20 protein-coding genes are annotated in these 21,500 nt (G+C 64.5%); 10 read left to right on the forward strand and 10 right to left on the reverse strand.

All coding sequences use genetic code 11. The features are described 5' to 3' along the window. Positions 1 to 160: 160 nt before the first annotated feature. Positions 161 to 1,042, reverse strand: coding sequence for a CoA ester lyase (locus IVB23_RS20190; protein ID WP_247799785.1), 882 nt, complete (start codon positions 1,040 to 1,042; stop codon positions 161 to 163). A 103-nt stretch (positions 1,043 to 1,145) separates the two neighbouring features. Here IVB23_RS20190 and IVB23_RS20195 point away from each other — a divergent pair, with 103 nt between their 5' ends. Continuing rightward, positions 1,146 to 1,790 carry a carbonic anhydrase gene (locus IVB23_RS20195; RefSeq protein ID WP_061880156.1) on the forward strand — a complete coding sequence of 215 codons (645 nt, stop codon included), beginning with the start codon at positions 1,146 to 1,148 and terminating at the stop codon, positions 1,788 to 1,790. 132 nt (positions 1,791 to 1,922) lie between these two features. Here IVB23_RS20195 and IVB23_RS20200 read toward each other — a convergent pair whose 3' ends face one another. Then, a complete protein-coding gene (locus IVB23_RS20200) occupies positions 1,923 to 2,957 on the reverse strand; it encodes an aspartate-semialdehyde dehydrogenase (RefSeq protein ID WP_247799786.1) in 1,035 nt (344 codons plus the stop codon). A 116-nt stretch (positions 2,958 to 3,073) separates the two neighbouring features. On the opposite strand from IVB23_RS20200, the gene IVB23_RS20205 reads away from it, so the two are divergent. Together IVB23_RS20205 and IVB23_RS20210 are read left to right on the forward strand one after the other, a co-directional pair. Beyond that, on the forward strand, positions 3,074 to 3,868 hold the full coding sequence (locus IVB23_RS20205; RefSeq protein WP_247799787.1) for a hypothetical protein: 795 nt from the start codon (positions 3,074 to 3,076) through the stop codon (positions 3,866 to 3,868). Positions 3,869 to 4,024: 156 nt separating this feature from the next. Then, positions 4,025 to 4,411 carry a hypothetical protein gene (locus IVB23_RS20210; protein WP_247799788.1) on the forward strand — a complete coding sequence of 129 codons (387 nt, stop codon included), beginning with the start codon at positions 4,025 to 4,027 and terminating at the stop codon, positions 4,409 to 4,411. A 75-nt stretch (positions 4,412 to 4,486) separates the two neighbouring features. Here IVB23_RS20210 and IVB23_RS20215 read toward each other — a convergent pair whose 3' ends face one another. Then, positions 4,487 to 5,122, reverse strand: coding sequence for a DapH/DapD/GlmU-related protein (locus IVB23_RS20215; RefSeq protein ID WP_247799789.1), 636 nt, complete (start codon positions 5,120 to 5,122; stop codon positions 4,487 to 4,489). Between the two features lie 159 nt (positions 5,123 to 5,281). After that, complete coding sequence (leuB, locus tag IVB23_RS20220; RefSeq protein WP_247799790.1) at positions 5,282 to 6,394, reverse strand: 3-isopropylmalate dehydrogenase; 1,113 nt, start codon at positions 6,392 to 6,394, stop codon at positions 5,282 to 5,284. Positions 6,395 to 6,636: 242 nt separating this feature from the next. Here leuB and IVB23_RS20225 point away from each other — a divergent pair, with 242 nt between their 5' ends. Then, entirely contained in the window at positions 6,637 to 7,839 is a 1,203-nt protein-coding gene (locus IVB23_RS20225; protein ID WP_197965094.1) for a YbfB/YjiJ family MFS transporter, read from the forward strand. 126 nt (positions 7,840 to 7,965) lie between these two features. Here IVB23_RS20225 and IVB23_RS20230 read toward each other — a convergent pair whose 3' ends face one another. The 4 genes from IVB23_RS20230 to IVB23_RS20245 form a co-directional block, all read right to left on the reverse strand. Further along, a complete protein-coding gene (locus tag IVB23_RS20230) occupies positions 7,966 to 8,748 on the reverse strand; it encodes a molybdopterin-binding protein (protein ID WP_247799791.1) in 783 nt (260 codons plus the stop codon). A 10-nt stretch (positions 8,749 to 8,758) separates the two neighbouring features. Continuing rightward, entirely contained in the window at positions 8,759 to 9,388 is a 630-nt protein-coding gene (locus IVB23_RS20235; protein WP_247799792.1) for a cytochrome b/b6 domain-containing protein, read from the reverse strand. Between the two features lie 180 nt (positions 9,389 to 9,568). Beyond that, entirely contained in the window at positions 9,569 to 10,123 is a 555-nt protein-coding gene (locus tag IVB23_RS20240) for a fasciclin domain-containing protein (protein WP_028179646.1), read from the reverse strand. A 399-nt stretch (positions 10,124 to 10,522) separates the two neighbouring features. Continuing rightward, positions 10,523 to 11,284: an SDR family oxidoreductase gene (locus IVB23_RS20245; RefSeq protein ID WP_247799793.1), complete on the reverse strand. Its 762-nt coding sequence runs from the start codon at positions 11,282 to 11,284 to the stop codon at positions 10,523 to 10,525. 86 nt (positions 11,285 to 11,370) lie between these two features. On the opposite strand from IVB23_RS20245, the gene IVB23_RS20250 reads away from it, so the two are divergent. After that, positions 11,371 to 12,900: a malonyl-CoA synthase gene (locus IVB23_RS20250; RefSeq protein WP_247799794.1), complete on the forward strand. Its 1,530-nt coding sequence runs from the start codon at positions 11,371 to 11,373 to the stop codon at positions 12,898 to 12,900. Between the two features lie 114 nt (positions 12,901 to 13,014). Here the strand turns inward: IVB23_RS20250 and IVB23_RS20255 are convergent, their stop codons facing one another. Beyond that, positions 13,015 to 13,875, reverse strand: a complete 861-nt coding sequence (locus tag IVB23_RS20255; protein WP_247799795.1) for a sulfite exporter TauE/SafE family protein — start codon at positions 13,873 to 13,875, stop codon at positions 13,015 to 13,017. 524 nt (positions 13,876 to 14,399) lie between these two features. On the opposite strand from IVB23_RS20255, the gene sdhC reads away from it, so the two are divergent. The 4 genes from sdhC to IVB23_RS20275 all read left to right on the forward strand — a co-directional run bounded on the left by sdhC (position 14,400) and on the right by IVB23_RS20275 (position 17,940). Then, positions 14,400 to 14,798 (forward strand): succinate dehydrogenase, cytochrome b556 subunit, encoded by a 399-nt coding sequence (gene sdhC / locus IVB23_RS20260; RefSeq protein ID WP_061880145.1) that lies wholly within the window; start codon positions 14,400 to 14,402, stop codon positions 14,796 to 14,798. Then, the gene (sdhD, locus tag IVB23_RS20265) at positions 14,795 to 15,211 is read left to right on the forward strand and encodes a succinate dehydrogenase, hydrophobic membrane anchor protein (protein WP_061880144.1); all 417 of its coding nucleotides are present in this window, start codon (positions 14,795 to 14,797) and stop codon (positions 15,209 to 15,211) included. The genes sdhC and sdhD overlap by 4 nt, the downstream gene beginning before the upstream one ends. 3 nt (positions 15,212 to 15,214) lie before the next feature. Next, a complete protein-coding gene (sdhA, locus tag IVB23_RS20270) occupies positions 15,215 to 17,050 on the forward strand; it encodes a succinate dehydrogenase flavoprotein subunit (RefSeq protein WP_197965088.1) in 1,836 nt (611 codons plus the stop codon). 107 nt (positions 17,051 to 17,157) lie between these two features. Beyond that, the gene (locus IVB23_RS20275) at positions 17,158 to 17,940 is read left to right on the forward strand and encodes a succinate dehydrogenase iron-sulfur subunit (protein ID WP_027573040.1); all 783 of its coding nucleotides are present in this window, start codon (positions 17,158 to 17,160) and stop codon (positions 17,938 to 17,940) included. 136 nt (positions 17,941 to 18,076) lie between these two features. Here IVB23_RS20275 and IVB23_RS20280 read toward each other — a convergent pair whose 3' ends face one another. After that, complete coding sequence (locus IVB23_RS20280) at positions 18,077 to 19,240, reverse strand: GAF domain-containing protein (RefSeq protein WP_247799796.1); 1,164 nt, start codon at positions 19,238 to 19,240, stop codon at positions 18,077 to 18,079. Positions 19,241 to 19,664: 424 nt separating this feature from the next. On the opposite strand from IVB23_RS20280, the gene IVB23_RS20285 reads away from it, so the two are divergent. After that, positions 19,665 to 21,278: a GMC family oxidoreductase N-terminal domain-containing protein gene (locus IVB23_RS20285; RefSeq protein ID WP_247799797.1), complete on the forward strand. Its 1,614-nt coding sequence runs from the start codon at positions 19,665 to 19,667 to the stop codon at positions 21,276 to 21,278. The last annotated feature ends 222 nt before the right edge of the window (positions 21,279 to 21,500 follow it).

Raw genomic sequence — 21,500 nt, forward strand, 5'->3', positions numbered from 1 at the left:
ATCGGGGACGGGAAGCAGTATTCAAACGACGCAAATTTATCGGAGCAATCAGCCGGACTGTGTGATCTAAGTTACAGGAATCCCGGCGCACCAGGCGAGCGGCCTATCGATACTGACGGGAAATCCGCGCCAGGCGGATATCCGGCGCCAGGACCTCTCTTCAGCCCTTCCCCATCGCCGCGATCGCGTCCGCGATCTCGATGGTGCGGCGGGCCATGTCGGCGTGCAGGCGCTCCACCATGGCGCCGTCGAGGCGGATCGCGCCGCGCGAGGCGTTCTCGGGCAGCTCGAACGCGGCGATGATCTTTCGGGCGCGCGCGACTTCCTCTTCGGGAGGCGTGAAGATCGCGTTGCAGGCGTCGATCTGCGAGGGGTGGATCAGCGTCTTGCCGTCGAAGCCGAGATCGCGCCCTTGCGCGCATTCGGTGGCGAAGCCGTCGGAATTGGCGATGTCGCTGTAGGGGCCGTCGAGGATCTCGAGGCCGTGGGCGCGCGTCGCCAGGATGCAGTGGGTGATCATCGGAATCATCGCGGCGCGGCCCGGCAGCATCCTGATCCGCGTCTCGCGCGAGATATCGTTCGGGCCGAACACGAAGCCGGAGAGGCGCCGCGATGGATCGCGTCCGGCGGCGGCCAGCTCCTCGGCGTGCAGCACCGCGCGCGCGGTCTCGATCATGGCCCAGACCTTCACGCTCGGCGCGGCGCCGAGCTCGGCAAGCTTGCGACCGATCGTATCGAGATCTTCGAGGCTTGAAACTTTTGGAACCAGGATGCCGTCGGGCGAGGCCTTGGCGGCCATCGCGACGTCATCGGCCCACCACGGCGTGTCGAGACCGTTGGTCCGGATCAAAACCTCGCGCTTGCCAAAACCCTTGGCCGCGATCGCGGCGGCGATGCCGTCACGCGCCGCCGCCTTGGCCTCGGGAGCGACCGAGTCTTCCAGATCGAGGATCAGGCCGTCGGCGGCGAGATTGCGCGCCTTTTCCAGCGCGCGGGGGTTGGAGCCGGGCATGAACAGATGGCTGCGGCGCGGGCGGGTCATGCAAGCGTTCCTTCCTCGTCTGTCGTCCGACATCAGCCGATAGCACTTGGCCTGCCCATTCGAAAGGCTTGTTCACCCCAGCGGTCTATGATTAGGCATAGGTATGATGACATTCCCGAAGCATTTGCTGGAAGGCTACAAGGCCTTCGCCACCCAGCGGCTGCCGACCGAGCAGACCCGCTATCGCGAGCTGTCGGTGAAGGGGCAGTCGCCGGAAGTGATGGTGATCGGCTGCTGTGACAGCCGCGTCTCGCCGGAAGTGATCTTCGACGTCGGCCCCGGCGAATTGTTCGTCGTCCGCAACATCGCCAACCTCGTGCCGGTGTATCAGCCCGACGGCACCGCTCACGGCGTCTCGGCGGCGCTGGAATATGCCGTGACGGTGCTGAAGGTGAAGCACATCGTGGTGCTTGGCCACGCGCAATGCGGCGGCATCCGCGCCTTCGTCGACAAGATCGAGCCGCTCACGCCGGGCGACTTCATCGGCAAGTGGATGCAGATGTTCATCAAGCCGGGCGAAGTGGTCGAGCAGCGCGAGCACGAGAGCATGGCGCAGTTCGTCGAGCGCATCGAGAAGGCCGCCGTGTTCCGCAGCCTGGAAAACCTGATGACCTTCCCGTTCGTGCGCAAGGCGGTTGAGAGCGGCCAGATGCAGACGCACGGCGCCTATTTCGGCGTCTCGGAGGGCTCGCTATTCGTGCTGGACAAGACGACGAAGGAATTCAAGAACGCGCGCAGCGCGGCTTGAGCGGTTTCGTATACTGCCGCATCAAACGAGATCGCCGTCCCGGACAAGCGCAGCTCTTGGCAACGCGTAGCGTTGTCCAGGGCGGAGCGCAGATCCGGGACGACGAGAGGGGTGTGACCGCCGAGCGGCGGCTTACGCCGCCTTCTTCTTCGCGCTGATCAGTTTGCGGTTGATCAGCACTTCGGCGATCTGGATCGCATTGAGCGCGGCGCCCTTGCGCAGATTGTCCGACACGCACCAGAGCACCAGACCGTTCTCCACGGTCGCGTCCTCGCGGATGCGGCTGATATAGGTGGCATCCTCGCCGGCCGCCTCATAGGGCGTGGCGTAGCCGCCGGGCTCCTGCTTGTCGATGACGAGGCAGCCCGGCGAGGTGCGCAGGATGTTGCGGGCTTCGTCCGCGCTGATCGGGTTCTCGAACTCGATGTTGACGGCCTCGGAGTGGCCGACGAACACCGGCACGCGCACGCAGGTGGCCGTAAGCTTGATCTTGGGATCAAGAATCTTCTTGGTCTCCGCCATCATCTTCCACTCTTCCTTGGTGTAGCCGTCCTCCATGAAGACATCGATGTGGGGGATGACGTTGAAGGCGATGCGCTTGGGAAATTTCTTCGCGACCAGCTCGTCATTGGTGTAGACGGCCTTGGTCTGCGAGAACAGCTCGTCCATCGCGTCCTTGCCGGCGCCCGACACCGATTGATAGGTCGAGACCACGACGCGCTTGATCGTGGCCTTGTCGTGCAGCGGCTTGAGCGCGACCACGAGCTGCGCGGTCGAGCAGTTCGGGTTGGCGATGATGTTCTTCTTCTTGAAGCCTTCCGTCGCAGCCGCGTTCACTTCCGGCACGATCAGCGGCACGTCCGGATCCATGCGCCAGGCCGAGGAGTTGTCGATCACCACGGTGCCGGCGGCGCCGATCTTCGGCGACCATTCCTTCGACACCGCACCGCCCGCCGACATCAGGCAGATGTCGACGTCGGAGAAATCGTAGTGCTCGAGCGCTTTGACCTTCAGGGTACGGTCGCCATAGGAGACCTCGACGCCGACGCTGCGGCGCGAGGCCAGGGCCACGACCTCGTCCGCGGGAAATTTGCGCTCATCCAGGATGTTGAGCATTTCCCGTCCGACATTGCCGGTCGCGCCGACCACTGCGACTTTGTAACCCATCGTTCACTCTCCGATGAAAAAGCCCGTTCCTGAAGCTGACGCTTAAACAGGAAGAGCAGCGCTTCTATGCGAGAACCGGCCTCAAGACAACGTTGGACCATGCCTTAGGGACGTGGATGCAGTCGCCTGAGGCCAGCATGGCCGTGAGCCCTACCCGGACCGCCATCCAGCTGGCGCTGCTCGCCTTCGCCGACGAGGTCGTCGGCACGCTGGCGCACCTGTTCGCCTATGTGGGGGCGCTCGCGCTGTTTGCCATCCTCGCCCTCGCAGCGCTGGGCCAGCTGCCCGATCTGCGCGACCACGAGCCGGCCGGGAAACCGGGCTGGAGCGTAGCTGACCGTTCGCACCCGGCCTTCGCCGTCAGTCGAAACGATTCTTCTGATAAAACAGCATCTTACATCATCCTGAGGCACCCCGAAGGCGGCCGCAGGGACGTGCTGCGCTGGAGCGATGACGCGGGCAGGCCCGTCGCCGAGCTCGAAATCTACCGCCAGGGCGCCGAATTCGACGTGACCCGTCCGGCGACCGCGGATCTCGCCGCCCGGATGGGCTTGGGCGCGGCCACCGCGCTCGAGCAGGCCGGCCTGATCGACACCAAATTCGGCCCCGTCGCCCTGTTCCGGCCAACCGGCACAATGGAGGGCGCGCAGGCCTGTCTCGGCTACCTCAAGCGCAGCGAGGAGCCGGCGCTCCAGATCTCCGGCTTCACCTGCCAGGGCGACGGCCTGCCCAGCCGGCGCGCGGCGATCGCCTGCACGCTGAACCGGCTGACGCTGCTGGCCTCGGGCAACGAGCCCAGGCTGGCGGAATTGTTCGCCCATGCCGAGCTGAAACGCGGCCGCTGTGACCCCGCAGGCCCGGCGGACTGGCTGCTGGGCGCCGCGAACGCGCAATTGCGCGGAGCGCTTTGATCAGCATCAAGCTCAAGTAGCTGGTTTGCATGCAACTTTTGCTGATGCGCACGATTATTCCCCGCTGGTGTGACCCAATTGACCTAGTTGCAGTCACCCCCGCCGGGCTAGTATGCGGTGAAATCGACTGGCGGCCTGCCGCCTGAAGGGGACGTGATGAGCTCGAAATTTTCTGCCGCGAACAAATTGGCGACCTGGCTTGCGGCGGGCGCCGCAATTGCCATCGCGTTCGCGACTCCGGCCTCGGCCGACACCAAGTCCAAGCAGCGCTATGACGATCGCGGCCGGCCCATCTACGGCCCGAGCGGCCCCAACGCGGTCTATCAGCAGGGCCGCACCCGCATCTATGTGAGCAAGCGCTCCTGGCTGGATGGCGGCACCGAGGTCAATCCGGGCGACCGCAAGTTTAGCGACTACGCTTTCCCGCCGGCCGTGGGTTATCCGTCCTTCGCCCGCGAGAATCTCAACCGCCCGATCGATCGCCAGCCGCTCTCGCCGCCAGGCGATGTCGGCGGCTATCCGCAGAACTTCCCGCTGTACTGAGCGGACGCAAGGCGACCCGAATCAAAATGGCCGGGCTCTCGCCCGGCCTTTTTTGTTGTGATGAGATGGTCTGCCTCACGCGTTGGCCGCCGGGTCGTAACGCCTGCAAAATTCCTCGATCGCCTCGGAGCGGAAATCGCCGAGGCGCTCGAAGATGAGCGCATCCGGCCAATCCCACCAGGCGATCCGGCGCAAGCTTGCCGCGACGGACTCGGCAAAGCGCCTGCGGATGGGGCGCGCGGGAACGCCGCCGACGATGGTGTAGGGCTCGACATCGCGGCTGACGACGGCGCCTGCAGCAATCACCGCGCCGTCGCCGACGCTCACGCCCGGCAGCAGGATTGCGGCGTGCCCGATCCAGACGTCGTTGCCGACGATGACGCGGTCGCCGCGGCGCTCCGCGAAGAAGTCGCGGTCGCGCGTCGCGCTCGCATCGTAATATTCGGGGCAATAGGTGAAGCGATGCTGGGACGGCCGGCCCATCGGATGATTGGGCGCGCCGATCCGCACCGCGTTGGCGATGGCCGTGAACTTGCCGATCACCGCGTCGGCGACGTCGCAACTCTCGCCCAGATAGGAGTAGTCGTCGAGCGAGGCATATTCGATGCGCGTGCCCGCGAGCACCTCGCAACGGCGCCCGATCTGCGCCTCGCGCAGCCGCACCGTTTCATGGACGATGGTTTCCGCGATCTTGGGGCGGGGTGAATCCATGAGATGGCTCCGAGTGCAGGTGCCGTAGGGTGGGTTAGCCGAAGGCGTAACCCACCACGTTAGTTGCCGCGGCGACAGAAGAGGTGGGTTACGCCCCGCGGTCTGCGCTTCGCGCAGCCCGCACGACTAACCCACCCTACGAGTGCGGTGCTTGCCGCCTTATGCGTGCAGCTTCTGCAATTCCTTCAGGATCGTTTCGCCCATCTGCGTGGTGGAAGCAGCCGTGGTGCCTTCCGACTTGATGTCGGCGGTGCGCAGGCCGCTGGCGAGCACCGCGGCGATCGCGGCATCGACCTTGTCGGCGAGATCGCCCATGTCGAAGGAATAGCGCAGCGCCATGCCGAAGGACGAGATCATCGCGATCGGATTGGCGAGACCCTTGCCGGCGATATCAGGGGCGGAGCCGTGCACGGGCTCGTACAGCGCCTTGCGCTTCTTGCTCTTGACGTCGATCTCTCCGAGCGAAGCCGAGGGCAGCATGCCGAGCGACCCCGTCAACATCGCCGCGATGTCGGACAGCATGTCGCCGAACAAATTGTCTGTCACGATGACGTCGAACTGCTTCGGCCATTTCACCAGCATCATGCCGCCGGAATCGGCCAGCTGATGCTCGAGCGTGACATCGGGGTATTCGCGCTTGTGGACCTGGGTCATGACCTCGTTCCAGAGCACGCCCGACTTCATGACGTTGCGCTTCTCCATCGACGTCACCTTGTTCTTGCGCTTCCTGGCAAGCTCGAAGGCAACGCGGCCGATGCGCTCGATCTCGTAGGTGTCGTAGACCTGGGTATCGATGGCGCGCTTCTGGCCGTTGCCGAGATCGGTGATGGTCTTGGGCTCGCCGAAATAGACGCCGCCGGTGAGCTCGCGCACGATCATGATGTCGAGCCCCTCGACCGCCTCGCGCTTCAGGCTGGAGGCATCGGCCAGCGCCGGGTAGCACATTGCGGGACGCAGGTTGGCGAACAGAGCGAGATCCTTGCGCAGGCGAAGCAGGCCGGCTTCGGGGCGCACCTCGTACGGAACCGTATCCCATTTCGGGCCGCCGACCGCGCCGAAGATCACGGCGTCGGCGTCCTTCGCCTTGGCCATGTCGCCCTCGGAGATCGACACCTTGTGGGCGTCATAGGCGGAGCCGCCGACGAGGCCGGTGTCGGTCTCGAACTTGGCGATCCCGGCCGCATTGAGCCAGTCGATCAGCCGCTTCACCTCGCCCATCACCTCGGGGCCGATACCGTCGCCGGGGAGCAGCAGCAATTTGTGGGTCGCCATGGTCGTGTCCTTTTCGATCCTCTCTCGTCATTCCGGGGCGCGAGCAAAGCGAGCGAGCCCGGAATCCATCAGGCCACAGCGCAAGCGGTGAAATGGATTCCGGGCTCGCGCTGCGCGCGCCCCGGAATGACGGTTCGGCCGGAGTGCTAGAGCGGCGTTGCGCGCTTGGCAAGACACCATTGCCGCCGCGCGGCTGTGCAAGACAGGCAGGGCCTGCCACAGTGCCGGCGCCGGAGTACCCCTTGCACGCCCCTGAGCGCCCCACGCCCAACCCGCATCCTGCGCGGCTGATCCTGACCCTGTCGCTGGCGGCGACGGTCGGGCTCGGCATCGGCCGCTTTGCCTATGCGCTGGTGCTGCCCGACATGCGGGAGGACCTCGGCTGGTCCTATTCGGCCGCCGGTTTCATGAACACGATCAACGCCGTCGGCTATCTCGTGGGCGCGCTGGTGGCGTCCCGGCTGATCCAGCGCATCGGCTGGTCCGCGGCGATCCGCGGCGGGACCCTGGCCTGCGTCGCCGCGCTCGCGACGTGCGCCCTATCGGGCAATTTCGTTGCGCTGAGCCTGGCCCGTCTCGTGCTGGGCCTGGGCGCGGCAGTCGGCTTCGTCGCCGGCGGCGCGCTGGCCGCCACCATCGCGCAGTCGCAGCCCGCGCGGGCCAATTTCCTGCTGAGCCTGTTCTACGCCGGGCCCGGCATCGGCATTCTCGCCTCCGGCCTGATCGCTCCGTTCACGCTGCAATATTTCGGGCCGGGCTCGTGGTGGATCGTCTGGTGGGCGCTGACGCTGCTGTCCGTCGCGATGACGATCCCGCTGTTCCTGATCCGCATCGAGAGCAGCGTCCGCTTCTCGGAAGGCAGCCACGCGTCGTTCGCGATCCTCCCCGTGCTGATCTACCTCGCCAGCTATTTCCTGTTCGGCGCCGGCTACATCGCCTACATGACCTTCATGATCGCCTATGTGCGCGACGGCGGCGGCGGGGCCGCGGCGCAGGCCGCGTTCTGGAGCCTGATCGGGCTGAGCGCCTTCGTCACGCCCTGGGCCTGGCGCGGCGTGCTGGCGCTGGACCGCGGCGGCCTCGCCACCGCCATCATCCTCGGTACCAACGCGCTGGGCGCGGCCCTGCCGATCCTCGGGCATTCGCCGGCATGGCTCGCGGTCTCCGCCGTCGTGTTCGGCGTCGCCTTCTTCGCCGTGGTCGGCTCGACCACGGCCTTCGTGCGCTTCAACTATCCATCCGAGGTGTGGCCGACCGCGATCGCCGCGATGACGATCTCGTTCGGCGTCGGCCAGACGCTGGGGCCGATCGTGGTCGGCGCGATCACGGATGCGCTGGGGAGCCTGAGCTACGCGCTGAACGTGTCGGCGGGGTTGCTGGCGCTCGGGGCGGTGCTGTCGCTGTGCCAAAGGAAGGTGGGACCCGCCAAGCAACCGGTGCCGTAGGGTGGATTAGCGAAGCGTGATCCACCAACTTCGTTCGGCGAACGCTGAAGCATGGTGGATTACGCCAAGCGACTGCGCTTCGCACAGCCGCTCGGCTAATCCACCCTACGGCAGCGGAGTTCGAGGTTAGCTTCCACTAAACGAATTGTACCCCTGGTCTTCCCAATAGCCGCCCTTGTAGTCGTTGGTGACTTCCATCGAGACCACGTATTTCGGGTTCTTGAAGCCGAGCTTGGTCGGCACGCGGATCTTCATCGGGAAACCGTAGGCGCGCGGCAGGATCTCGCTCGCATATTTGAATGTCATCTGGGTCTGCGGATGCAGCGCGGAGCGCATGTCGAGCGGCGAGTTGTAGCCGTCCTTGTCGGCGCACTGGAACCAGACATATTTGGCGCGGGTGTCGGCGCCGATCAGCTTGAGGAAGTCGCGCATGGGCGTCCCGGTCCAGCTGCCGATCGCACTCCAGCCCTCGACGCAGATGTGACGCGTGATCTGCGTGACCTGCGGCAGCTTGTAGAGCTCGTCCAGCGTCCAGGACTTCTTGTTGTCGACGAGACCGCGCACCTCGAGCTTCCAGTCTTTGCCGTCGATATCGGGCGCGTCGTCGAGATCGTAATAGGCGTTGAACGGAAACGGCTTCGTGATCGCGCTCTCGGGGAAGGTCGGCGCCAGCGCATCCGGATTGAAGATGAAGGCCTGCACGGCGTCGTTGAACTTCGAGACCTTGGCGAGCATGGTTTCGGCCGAGGACGAGTCGACGACGTCGCAGCCGGTGAGCAGCGTCAGCGCCCCGAGACTGGCACCGCCCGCGATCAAGCGGCGGCGGGTGACATCGGGCATCGTCTTGAGGGAGTCCTTGATCAGGAGCCGCTTGTCGACGCCGGGGATCAGGAATGAGCGCTTTGCCATAGTCTCCTCCTCAGCGACCGATGATCATGGCGCGCAGGCTCTTCGGCACCAGCAGCGCGAGCAGAACGTGAATGACGAGGAATGCGCAGATCGCGGCCATGCAGAAGAAGTGGACATAGCGCGCGGCCGGATAATCGCCGAACAGCATCACGAGGTAATAGAGCTGCACCGGCTTCCATATCGCAAGTCCTGACAACACGATCAGCACGCCGACCACGATGATGCCCGCATACAGCACGCGCTGCACGTAGTTGTAGACGGTGAGATCGTCATGGCCGAGCTTGAAGGTCAGCGCCGCCCTGACGTCGTGAAGCACGCCGGACGCCGTGATCGGCAGCAGCTTCTTAGCGAAGCGGCCGGTGACGAAGCCGGTGACGAGATAGGCGAGACCGTTGATCATCAAGAGCCACATCGCCGCGAAGTGCCAGAGCAGGCCGCCGCCGAGCCAGCCGCCGAGTGTATATTCGCGCGGGAAGCTGAAGCCGAACAGCGGCGAGGCATTGTAGATCTGCCAGCCCGACAGGATCATCAGGATCATGGCAAGCGCGTTGACCCAGTGCATGATCCGCACCCAGGCCGGCTGGATCACTTTGACCGGGGTGGCCCCGACGCGCTCGTCGGTGACTGTGAGACTCGCCATGCTGGTTCCGTCCTGAAGATCGACTGAAGGTAATTATACGCCGAAGTTTCCGCTTTCGTTACGCCCTGTCCGGCATGGAATCGATGCCGCGAGCCTATCGTGGTCACAAAAAAGCGAGCCGGGCACCCCCGGCTCGCCGTCTCAAAGCACCCTGTTCGGGGATGAAACAGGGGCGCGGTGTTACGTCGCCGGCATCAGCACGGTGTCGACCACATGGATCACGCCATTCGACTGGTTGACGTTGGAGATAGTCACCATCGAGGTGCCGCCCTTGGCATCGACGATCCAGGTCTTGCCGTCCATCTTCTTCACCGTCAGTTCCTCGCCCTCCGCGGTCTTCATCTTCTTCCCGTCGGTGAGGTCGGAGGCCGCGAGCTTGCCGGGCACGACATGATAGGTGAGAATCTTGGTCAGCGTCGCCTTGTTCTCGGGCTTGACCAGATTGTCGACGGTGCCGGCCGGCAGCTTGCCGAAGGCGGCGTTGGTCGGCGCGAACACCGTGAACGGACCCTTGCTTTCCAGCGTCGGCACCAGGCCCGCCGCCTTCACGGCCGCCACCAGCGTGGTGTGGTCCTTGGAGTTGACCGCGTTCTGCACGATGTTCTTCGACGGGAACATCGCAGCGCCGCCGACCATGACGGTCTTCTCCTCGGCGCTGGCCGGCGCGACGACGGTCGCGGTGATGGCGAGGGCGCTGAAGGCGGCGGCAGCGAGATAGGCAATGCGCTTCGACATGGAAAGTCTCCCGATTGAATGGTGACCGGCGATGGCCGGCGTTTGAGTTGGGCAACAACGGCGACTGCGACAGTTGAGAAGTGATGCAGCAGTGCCGTCGTTGGACCGAACTACGGGAGGGTTTGCGATGCGGTTTCGGAGAAAAATTCTTTGTGATGGGTGAAACTATGCGTGGGGATGTTCGTGCGGGGAGTGTGCGCCAAACTCTCCGCCGTCGTCCCGGACAAGCGCAGCGAAGCGGAGCGCAGATCCGGGATCCATAGCCACAGGAAGAGGCTGTCGCGCGAGACGGTCACTCCGAGTCTTCGCCAAACCACTCCCTGTGGTTATGGGTCCCGGGCTCGCGACTTTGTCGCGCCCCGGGACGACGAGGAGAGATTGCCGCGCGGTCGTCGCGTCTCAATCCCTGTTGTTCGGCGTCTGGATGAAGCCGCGATTATGCGTCGGGCTGATCAGGAGCTCGTTGATGCACACACGCGGCGGCATCGACGCGATGAAGGCGATGGTGCGGCCGAGGTCTTCGGATTGCAGCATCTTCGCCTGGTCCTCCTCGCTCGGCACCACCGGGCGCAGCTTCAGGATCGGGGTCGCCACCTCGCCCGGCATCAGGCAGCAGGCGCGCAGGCCGTTGACGCATTCATCCATGTTGAAGGAATGGGTCAGCGCCAGCACCGCGTGCTTGGTCGTGGTGTAGGCCGGGCCCGGCATCTTCGAGACGTGGCGACCGGCCCAGGACGAGACGTTGATGATCGCGCCGTCCTGCTGCTTGCGCATCGTCGGCAGCACGGCGCGCATGCAATAGAGCACGCCGTTGAGATTGACCTGGACCAGCTTGTCCCAGCCCTCCAGTTCCATGTCCTTCCAGCTGCGCTTGGGAAGATTGATGCCGGCATTGTTGACCAGCAGGTCGATGCGGCCGTGCTTTGCGACGATCTGATCGGCCGCCTTCTGGGCCTCGGCCGCATTGGAGACGTCGAGCGCAATGGCCTCGGCCGCTCCGCCCGTCCCTATGATCCTGGCAACCACGGTATCCAGGGCATCCTTGCGGCGGCCCGAGACCACCACCGTCCAGCCGTCGGCAGCCAACGCCTCGGCGCCGGCTTCCCCGATCCCGCTGCCGCCGCCCGTGACCCAGGCCACGCGTTTCCCGTTTTTTAACATGCAAACTGTCTCCGTTGCTTCTGCGGGGCGGTTTTTGCTAATCCAGCCCTCGGTTTTGACCGGCCTCTGCCGGCGAGGAATGTTGCATGAACCAAGCTGCCAACGCCAACCTGTTTTCCCGCCTGTTCGATGGCCTGGACGATCCGAAGCGGCTCGCGATCGAGACGCATGACGGCGCTCATATCAGCTATGGCGATCTGATGGCGCGCGCGGGGCAGATGGCCAACGTGCTGGTCGCCCGCGGCGTGAAGCCGGGCGACCGCGTCGCGGTGCAGGTGGAAAAGTCGGTCGCCAATATCGTGCTGTATCTCGGCACCGTGCGCGCCGGCGCGGTCTATCTGCCGCTGAACACCGCCTATACCCTGAACGAGCTCGACTACTTCATCTGCGATGCCGAGCCGGCGCTCGTGGTGTGCGATCCCTCCAAGGCAGAAGGCCTCGCCCCGATTGCCGCCAAGGTGAAGGCCAAGGTCGAGACACTCGGGCCCGACGGCAAGGGCTCGCTGACGGAGGCCGCCGACAAGGCGAGCGGCGAATTCGCGACAGTGGCGCGCGAAAACGACGATCTCGCCGCGATCCTCTACACCTCGGGGACCACCGGCCGCTCCAAGGGCGCGATGCTGACGCACGATAATTTGGCGTCGAACTCGCTCTCGCTCGTCGATTATTGGCGCTTCACCGACAAGGACGTCCTGATCCACGCGCTGCCGATCTACCATACGCATGGCCTGTTCGTGGCGACGAACGTGACGCTGTTTGCGCGGGCGTCGATGATCTTCCTGCCGAAGCTCGACCCGGATCTGATCATCAAGCTGATGGCGCGCGCCACGGTGCTGATGGGCGTGCCGACCTTCTACACCCGCCTGCTGCAGAACCCCGCGCTGTCGCGCGAGACCACGAAGCACATGCGGCTGTTCGTCTCGGGCTCGGCGCCGCTGCTCGCCGACACCCATCGCGAATGGTCGGCGCGCACGGGACATGCGGTGCTCGAGCGCTACGGCATGACCGAAACCAACATGAACACGTCGAACCCCTACGACGGCGAGCGCGTGCCCGGCGCGGTCGGTTTCCCGCTTCCCGGCGTCTCCGTTCGCGTCACCGATCCCGAGACCGGCAAGGAATTGCCGCGCGAGGAGATCGGCATGATCGAGGTGAAGGGCCCGAACGTCTTCAAGGGCTATTGGCGCATGCCGGAGAAGACCAAGGCCGAGTTCCGGCCCGACGGCTTCTTCATCACCGGCGATCTCGGCAAGATCGACGGCAAGGGGTACGTCCACATCCTCGGCCGCGGCAAGGATCTCGTGATCTCCGGCGGTTTCAATGTGTACCCGAAGGAGATCGAGAGCGAGATCGACGCCATGCCGGGCGTGGTCGAATCCGCCGTGATCGGCGTGCCGCATGCCGATTTCGGCGAGGGCGTCACGGCGGTTCTCGTTTGCAACAAGGGTGCCGATGTCAGCGAAGCCTCGGTGCTCAAGGCGCTCGATGGCCGGCTCGCCAAGTTCAAGATGCCCAAGCGCGTCTTCGTCGTCGACGAGCTGCCGCGGAATACCATGGGCAAGGTGCAGAAGAACGTGCTGCGTGACGCGTACAAGGATATCTACGCGAAGAAGTGAGACGCTTTAGCTTTCGTCATTGCGAGGAGCCCTTGCGACGAAGCAATCCAGACGGCCTCCGCGGAAAGATTCTGGATTGCTTCGCTACGCTCGCAATGACGGAGGGTGTGACGGCTACTGTCCGCCCACCAGACTCAGCACAAACCGGCTGCCCACGATCAACAGATAACACCCGAACGCGGCCTCCAGCGTGCGCTTCGACATCGCATGCGCGGCTTTCACGCCCAGCGGCGCGGTGACGAGGCTCATCGGCATCACCAGCACGGCACCAATCAGCGAGACGTAGCCGAGCGCGAAGGGAGCCTGCAGGGCCGCGACGGCCGGATATTTCGCCGCCGCCGGCCAGCCGGCATAGATGTAGCCGAGCGCGCCGGGAATCGAGATCAGCACCGCGAGCGCCGACGAGGTCGCGACGGCCTGATGGATCGGACGGCTATAGAAGGTCATCAGCAGGTTCGAGAACAGGCCGCCGCCGATGCCCATCAAGGTCGACAAGATGCCGACGCAGAAGCCATAGACGCGCATCAATGGGCCCTTCGGCAGATCATCGTCGAGCTTCCAGGTCTCGCGCGCGAAGATCAGCCGGACCGCGGCTGACCAGACGACGGCCACGAACACGATCTTGAACAGCCGCTCCGGCGCGTAGCGCGCGATGACGCTGCCGGCGAGGACGCCGATCACGATCGGCAGCCACCAGACGCGCAGGATCGACATGTCGACCGCCCCGCGCTTGTAATGCGCCTGGAACGAGCGGATCGAGGTCGGGATAATCACGGCGAGCGAAGTGCCGACACACAGCGGCATCCGCACCTCGAGCGGCACGCCGGCGATGCGGAAGCATTCATAGAAAACCGGCACGAGGATCGCGCCGCCGCCGATGCCGAACACGCCGGCCAGAAATCCCGAGAGCGCGCCCGTTGCGATCAGCAGCAGCGCGAGCTCGACGATTTCCTTGATATCGAGACCCGCAATCACCCCGACCTGCCCCGCCGACTTGCGCAGCTGCTCCGAAGCATCGGCTCGGATCTAGCTGCGGGCAAAGCTGTAGGCGATCTGCCTGATCTGGTCGACACGCCGGGGCAGCCCGGCTGGGGTGGAATGCAGGCTGCGCATATCGGCTGTCAGCGCGCCAAGGCGCCGTTGAGCTGCGTGCGAAGATCCGTCCCAGGAAATGAGCGGCAGGCTGCGCCGATGCGCTGGCCGGCACGAACCGCCGATGGCAAATGGGTGGATTAGAGGCGTTCCAATAGCGATTTCAATGCGACTTGCCTGGTCGACCCAAAATATGAATTTATATTCCTATCTTGACTGGTGGACCGCCGGTCTGGTATACCAAGAGCCGGATTGGCCTTGGTTCATCAAGACCATAGAGCTGAACCCAAGTTCGATTTATGGCGATTTGGTGATTGCGCCGGCCAAATCGACTCCGTAAATAGAGCCGACCTTTCGCGATCCCCGCGCGCCCCATGCTGGGCCGCAACAAACATCAAAAGCCGCCCATGACCGCACGGATCGAACGACCGCTTTCGCCGCACATCCAAACCTATCGCTGGACCCTGACGATGGCGCTGTCCATCGTTCACCGTGCCACCGGCATCGCTCTTTACGTCGGAACGCTGCTGCTGGCCTGGTGGCTGATCGCGGCAGCCTCCGGCCCGACCGCCTACGCCCACGTCCAGGCCTTCACCGGCAGCATCATCGGCCGCCTGATCGTGTTCGGCTACACCTGGGCGCTGATGCACCATATGCTGAGCGGCATCCGGCATTTCGTGTGGGACCTCGGCTACGGCTTCAAGGCCAACGAGCGCGAAGCCCTGACCTGGGGCGCGCTGATCGGCGGCATCGTGCTGACGGTGCTGATCTGGATCATCGCCTATGCGATCGGAGGCGGACGATGAGCTACAGCGAATCCCACGGCTCTCCCAAGCCGCCGTCCATGCGCACCCCGCTCGGCCGCGTCCGCAATCTCGGCGCGGCGCATTCCGGCACCTCCGATTTCTGGCGCCAGCGCATCACCGGCGTCGCCATGACGCTGCTGATGATTCCGGTCTTGGTCATCGTGATGATGCTGCTCGGCCGCAACCAGGCCGGCGCGGCCCAGATCCTCGGCTCGCTGCCGATCGCGGTGATCCTGCTGCTCTTCATCTTCGCCAGCGCCTGGCACATGAAGATCGGGATGCAGGTGGTGATCGAGGACTACGTCCATAACGAGAAGCTGAAGCTCACCGCGATCATGCTCAACAACTTCTTCTCGATCGCCGTCGCACTCGCCTCGACCTATGCGATCCTGAAACTTTCTTCCGGAGTGTAACCCATGGCCGCCACAACGAATGGCACGGGCAACGGCGCTCCCGCCACCAACGGCAAAGCCTATCCGATCGAGGACCACACCTACGACGTCGTCGTGGTCGGCGCCGGCGGTGCCGGCCTGCGCGCGGTGGTCGGCTGCAGCGAGGCCGGACTTCGCACCGCCTGCATCACGAAAGTGTTTCCGACCCGCTCGCACACGGTCGCGGCGCAGGGCGGCATCTCCGCCTCGCTCGGCAACATGCACAAGGACGACTGGCGCTGGCACATGTACGACACCGTGAAGGGGTCGGACTGGCTGGGCGACCAGGACGCGATCGAATACATGGTGCGCAACGCGCCCGAGGCGGTCTACGAGCTCGAGCATTGGGGCGTGCCGTTCTCGCGCACCGAGGACGGCAAGATCTACCAGCGCCCGTTCGGCGGCATGACCCTGGACTACGGCAAGGGCCAGGCGCAGCGCACCTGCGCCGCCGCCGACCGCACCGGCCACGCGATGCTGCACACCATGTACGGCCAGTCGCTGCGCCACGCGGCCGAATTCTTCATCGAATTCTTCGCCATCGACCTGATCATGGACGACCAGGGCACCTGCCGTGGCGTCATCGCGATCAAGCTCGACGACGGCACGCTGCACCGCTTCCGCGCCCAGACCGTGATCCTCGCCACCGGCGGCTATGGCCGCGCCTACGCCTCCTGCACCTCGGCGCACACCTGCACCGGCGACGGCGGCGGCATGGTGCTGCGCGCCGGCCTGCCGCTGCAGGACATGGAGTTCGTGCAGTTCCATCCGACCGGCATCTACGGCTCGGGCTGCCTCGTCACCGAAGGCGCGCGCGGCGAAGGCGGCTATCTCGTCAACTCCGAGGGCGAGCGCTTCATGGAGCGCTATGCGCCGTCGGCGAAGGACCTTGCCTCGCGCGACGTGGTCTCGCGCGCGATGACGATCGAGATCCGCGAGGGACGCGGCGTCGGCAAGAAGAAGGATCACATCTTCCTGCATCTCGACCATCTCGATCCCGCCGTGCTGGCCGAGCGCCTGCCGGGCATCTCGGAATCCGCAAAGATCTTCGCCAATGTCGACGTGACGCGCGAGCCGATCCCGATCGTGCCGACGGTGCACTACAACATGGGCGGCATCCCCACGAATTATCACGGCGAAGTCCTGACCAAGAGGGACGGCGACGACAACGCGGTCATCCCCGGCCTGATGGCGATCGGCGAAGCCGCCTGCGTCTCCGTGCACGGCGCCAACCGGCTCGGCTCCAACTCGCTGATCGACCTCGTCGTGTTCGGCCGCGCCGCGGCGCTCCGCCTCGCCGAGAAGCTGACGCCGAACGGCAAGCAGCCCGAGCTGCCGGCGAACTCGGCCGAGATGGCGCTCGGCCGCCTCGACCATTTCCGCTACGCCTCTGGCGGCACGCCGACCGCGAAGCTGCGCGAGGGCATGCAGCACGTGATGCAGAGCAATTGCGCGGTGTTCCGCACCGGCGAAGTCTTGAGCGAGGGCCAGAACCTGATCGCGAAGGTCCACAGCGGCATCACCGACATCGCCGTGTCCGACCGCTCGCTGGTGTGGAATTCGGACCTCGTCGAGACACTGGAGTTCGACAACCTGATCTCGCAGGCGGTGGTGACGATGAACTCGGCCGCCAACCGCACCGAGAGCCGCGGCGCCCATGCGCGCGAGGACTTCTCCGAGCGCGACGACAAGAACTGGATGAAGCACACGCTGGCCTGGCTGGACGATGCCGGCAAGGTCAGGATCGAATATCGCCCGGTTCACGACTACACCATGACCAACGACGTACAGTACATCCCGCCGAAGGCGCGCGTGTACTGATCGAATAGTAGCCGTCATTCCGGGGCGATGCGCAGCATCGAACCCGGAATCTCGAGATTCCGGGTCTGGTCCGTCGGACCATCCCGGAATGACGAAAGGTTAGAGCAATGGTTGAATTCGCACTTCCGAAGAATTCCAAGATCACTGGCGGCAAGACCTGGCCGAAGCCTGCGGGCGCGACCGAGCTCCGCGAGTTCAAGGTCTATCGCTGGAATCCCGACGACGGCAAGAATCCGAGCGTCGACACCTATTACGTCGACACCAATGATTGCGGTCCGATGGTGCTGGACGGCCTGATCTGGATCAAGAACCACATCGACCCGTCGCTGACCTTCCGCCGCTCCTGCCGTGAAGGCGTCTGCGGCTCTTGCGCCATGAACATCGACGGCCAGAACACGCTGGCCTGCACCCGCTCGATGCACGACGTCAAGGACGGCGCAGTGAAGATCAATCCGCTGCCGCACCAGCCGGTGGTGAAGGACCTCGTCCCCGACCTCACCAACTTCTACGCCCAGTATGCGTCGATCGAGCCCTGGCTGAAGACGACCTCGCCGACGCCGCAGAAGGAATGGCGCCAGAGCCACGAGGACCGCGAGAAGCTCGACGGCCTCTACGAGTGCATCCTGTGCGCCTGCTGCTCGACCTCGTGCCCGAGCTATTGGTGGAACAGCGAGCGCTATCTCGGACCTGCCGCGCTGCTCCAGGCCAACCGCTGGGTCTCCGATTCCCGCGACGAGGCAACCGGCGAGCGTCTCGACAATCTCGAGGACCCGTTCCGCCTCTACCGCTGCCACACCATCATGAACTGCGCCAAGGCGTGCCCGAAGGGACTGAACCCGGCGGAAGCCATCGCGGAGCTCAAGCTCAAGATGGTCGAGCGCCAGATCTGATTGGCCCTGTGTGAGCGACGACGCGTCTCAGTGCGGCCCGGAGTGTTGTCGGTTCTGATCGAATCAGAACCGAAGCATAAGATCATTCTCAAACGATGATCCAGGCGCGACGTCGATCACCCGATCCCATCGCGCTTTATTGATGCTCCACGACACGCTTGGTGCCAGGCAGGGGCGACGCTGCCGCCGCGCCAGGCTTTGAGTTCCCGCGTTCGATTGCCCAGCGCAGTTGGCGGTCCGTGGCGCGCAACTTAATCTCGTCCGAGGCGAGCGCGGCGAGATTGGCAAGTATCTGCTTCTGCGTCTCGTCTAGCGCGCGTGGCCGAGTGTCGATCACGCAGAGCGATCCCAGGGTAAAGCCGTCGGGATCGCTGACTGGGCAGCCAGCGTAGAACCGAAACCCCAGCTCACCCTTCACCGCCGGATTCTCCGCAAAACGCGAGTCGGTCGCGAGGTTCTCGGCGACCGTGATACCTTTCTGCAGAATGGTGTAGTTGCAGAACGCCCAGCCGCGCGGCGTATCGACCATATCGAGCCCATAGCGCGACTTGAACCATTGTCGGGTCGGGGTCAGCATCGTCAGCAGTGCCACGGGAGCATCAAGGCTGTGCGCCGCCAGCCAGGTCAGGCGATCGAATGAATCTTCAGGCGGCGTGTCGACGAGGCCAGAGCGTTCGAGTGCGAGAAGCCGCTGGCCCTCATTGTCCGGGAAGGGAAAGGAAGGCGGCGTCTCGAACGGAAAGGGGTGTGCGGCGGCGGCCTTGAAAAGGGCTTCGATGGCTGCAGGCAACGCCGGCAATTCGTCGACGAACACCGTCGTTCTGGAGCCCGGCCCGCTCCCGCCTGATCGCCGGGTCGCAGCCGAGCGCCCAACGACAAGGATCTCGGTACTGCCGACTGATGGATCGGCGCGCAGGCTCTCCAGCATGGCGAGTCTGCTGGCGTCCGATGTTTCGGCTTCGATCACAACGGCAGCCGGCAACCGCGTGCCGATCGCAAGCAGCGCGGTGTAGATGTCGGAGTAACTCTCGACGACACAGAAATTGACCTTCGCCAAGGCCGCCTTGTAATCAGCCATGCGTTCTTGCCGTGCAACGAGGATCACCCGGGCGGAAGCAAGCATCGGCGGCTCGCCGGAGCCGGCGATCAGCCCGAGAACGTCGCGGCGGTAGACGCGGCGATGACCCCCCGGCGTTTTCCAGGACGGGATCGAGCCGCCTTCGATCAGCAGCTGCGCCGTCCGGACGGAGACGCCCAGTATCTTGGCAGCCTCCGCCGTCGTCAGAATGTCCTTGGCCATACCATCCATCTTTACCCCCGACCGCGCGCCGGCCGGCCTCGTCCCAGGCCTCACAATGTCGTGCTCCCACTTGTGTTGACAAGAGCCGATAGCTGCTATTTTGATAAATCTGATGATAACGATAGATTTGATAAATCTGATAGGATTGCTTCGTACTGCATGGCAGATGCGAACTGCCGAGAGGCACGTCTTCCTCTGGAAGAAGCCGGGCTCTGGCCCTGGGCCGCCCGGCGAATCGTCCTCGCGCAAGCCGAGCCGCCGCGCGGCTGGCCGCTCCACACACTCTCAACCACGGGAATGTCGCGATCCGTGACGCCTCTCGACCGAGCTTCGTCCCGGCGACGCCCCCCTCTTCATCTCCCTTACCGCCGTCTTCCCTGGCGCGTTGCGTCTCCCGCACCGTCGATTTGTCTGGAGCATCCTCATGAGTGACTTTCTGCCTTCCGATCTTCCGGAGTTTGCTGACCGCGTTGCTGCCAATCAGCGTCGCCTCCACGAAAATTCCAGCGGCCGTTACGACTTCGTCGTTTGCGGCGCTGGCAGTTCCGGGTCGGTCGTCGCGCGCCGCCTCGCCGAAAATCTCTCCGTCACTGTTCTGCTGATCGAAGCAGGGGGAAGCGACGAGGTGCCGACCGTCATGGAGCCGGCGGCTTGGCCGGGCAACCTCGGGAGCGCGACCGATTGGGGCTTTGTCGCAGAGCCCAATCCGCATTTGAACGGCCGTGCGCTTCCAATGTCGATGGGCAAGGTTCTCGGCGGCGGCTCCAGCATCAATGTGATGCTGTGGGCGCGGGGTCACCGCAGTGATTGGGATTTCTTCGCCGAGGAAACCGGCGATCAATCCTGGGGTTACGACGCAGTCTCGAAGATCTTCCGGCAGATCGAGAACTGGCAAGGCAAGCCCGATCCACGCCATCGCGGCACCGGGGGCCCCGTCTTCGTGCAGCCGTCACCGAATCCCGGTCCCGCCGCCCTGGCGATGCTCGATGCAGCAGAGGAGATCGGTATTCCGACTTTCGAAAGCTCCAATGGTGAGATGATGGAGGGCGAAGGCGGCTGCGCCGTTACAGATATCCTGGTCCGCAACGGCCGACGCCATTCCATCTTCCGCGCTTATACTTATCCCTATCTCGATCGGCCCAATCTCACCCTGCTGACCGGCACGCAGGTCTCCCGCGTCCTGCTCGAACGCGGGAGGGCCGTCGGCATCGAGGCGGTGCGTGACGGCAGGACATTGCGGATCAACGTGTCCAGGGAGGTCGTGCTCGCACTCGGTGCAATCCAGACACCGTCCGTGCTGATGCGCTCCGGCATCGGCGATGAGAACGAGCTTCGAACGCTTGGTATACCCGTGGTCCAGCACCTGCCCGGTGTCGGGCAGAACCTGCAGGATCACGTATCGTTCGGATGCATCTGGGAATATCGCGAGCCGATCGCGCCGCGCAACACCGGCAACGGGGCGACACTCTATTGGAAATCCGATTCCGCGCTCAAGTCTCCCGACCTGCTGTTCTGCCAGGTCGAGTTTCCCGTGCCGAGCCCCGAGACGGCCGGCCGGGCGCCTGCCCATGGCTGGACGATGTTCGCCGGCCTTGCCTTGCCGAAGAGCCGAGGCAGGGTGAGGCTCCGAAACGCCGAGCCGCTTGCGACGCCGCGGATCGAAGCCAACATGCTGTCGCATCCTGACGATGTGAAGACGGCGATCGCCTGCGTCGATGTTTGCCGTGCGCTTGGCAATACAAGCGCCTTCGAGCCGCTGGTGGCGCGCGAGTCGATGCCCGGACCTCTCGGTGGCGCCGAGATGGAACGCTTCGTGCGCGACTCCGCGGTGACCTACTGGCATCAGACATGCTCGGCGAAGATGGGACGTGATGCGATGTCCGTGGTCGATGGCAAGCTCAAGGTCTACGGCATCGACCGGCTTCGCATCGCCGACGGCTCGGTGATGCCGCGGATCACCACCGGGAACACGATGGCGCCGTGCGTCATCATCGGGGAGAAGGCGGCCCGCGCGCTGCGCGACGAGCACGATATCTGACGCCGCCCTCCGGTAGCGCGTTGGAGAGCGGATGCGCCGGCCTCCGCTCCGTCGCTCTGCATGCCACGAACTTGCCGCCCCTTGGCCGATCATGCATGACATTCCAAGACCTGCCCCCATTTGAGTAGAATCGTTCTTGACCCGCACGGCGGGCGAATCCATAAAATTGCAACCAATGGTTACGATCGCAACCGACTTCCTTCCCGGCGCGAAATTCAGTTA

Source organism: Bradyrhizobium sp. 191, from assembly GCF_023100985.1.
Lineage (GTDB): Bacteria > Pseudomonadota > Alphaproteobacteria > Rhizobiales > Xanthobacteraceae > Bradyrhizobium > Bradyrhizobium diversitatis.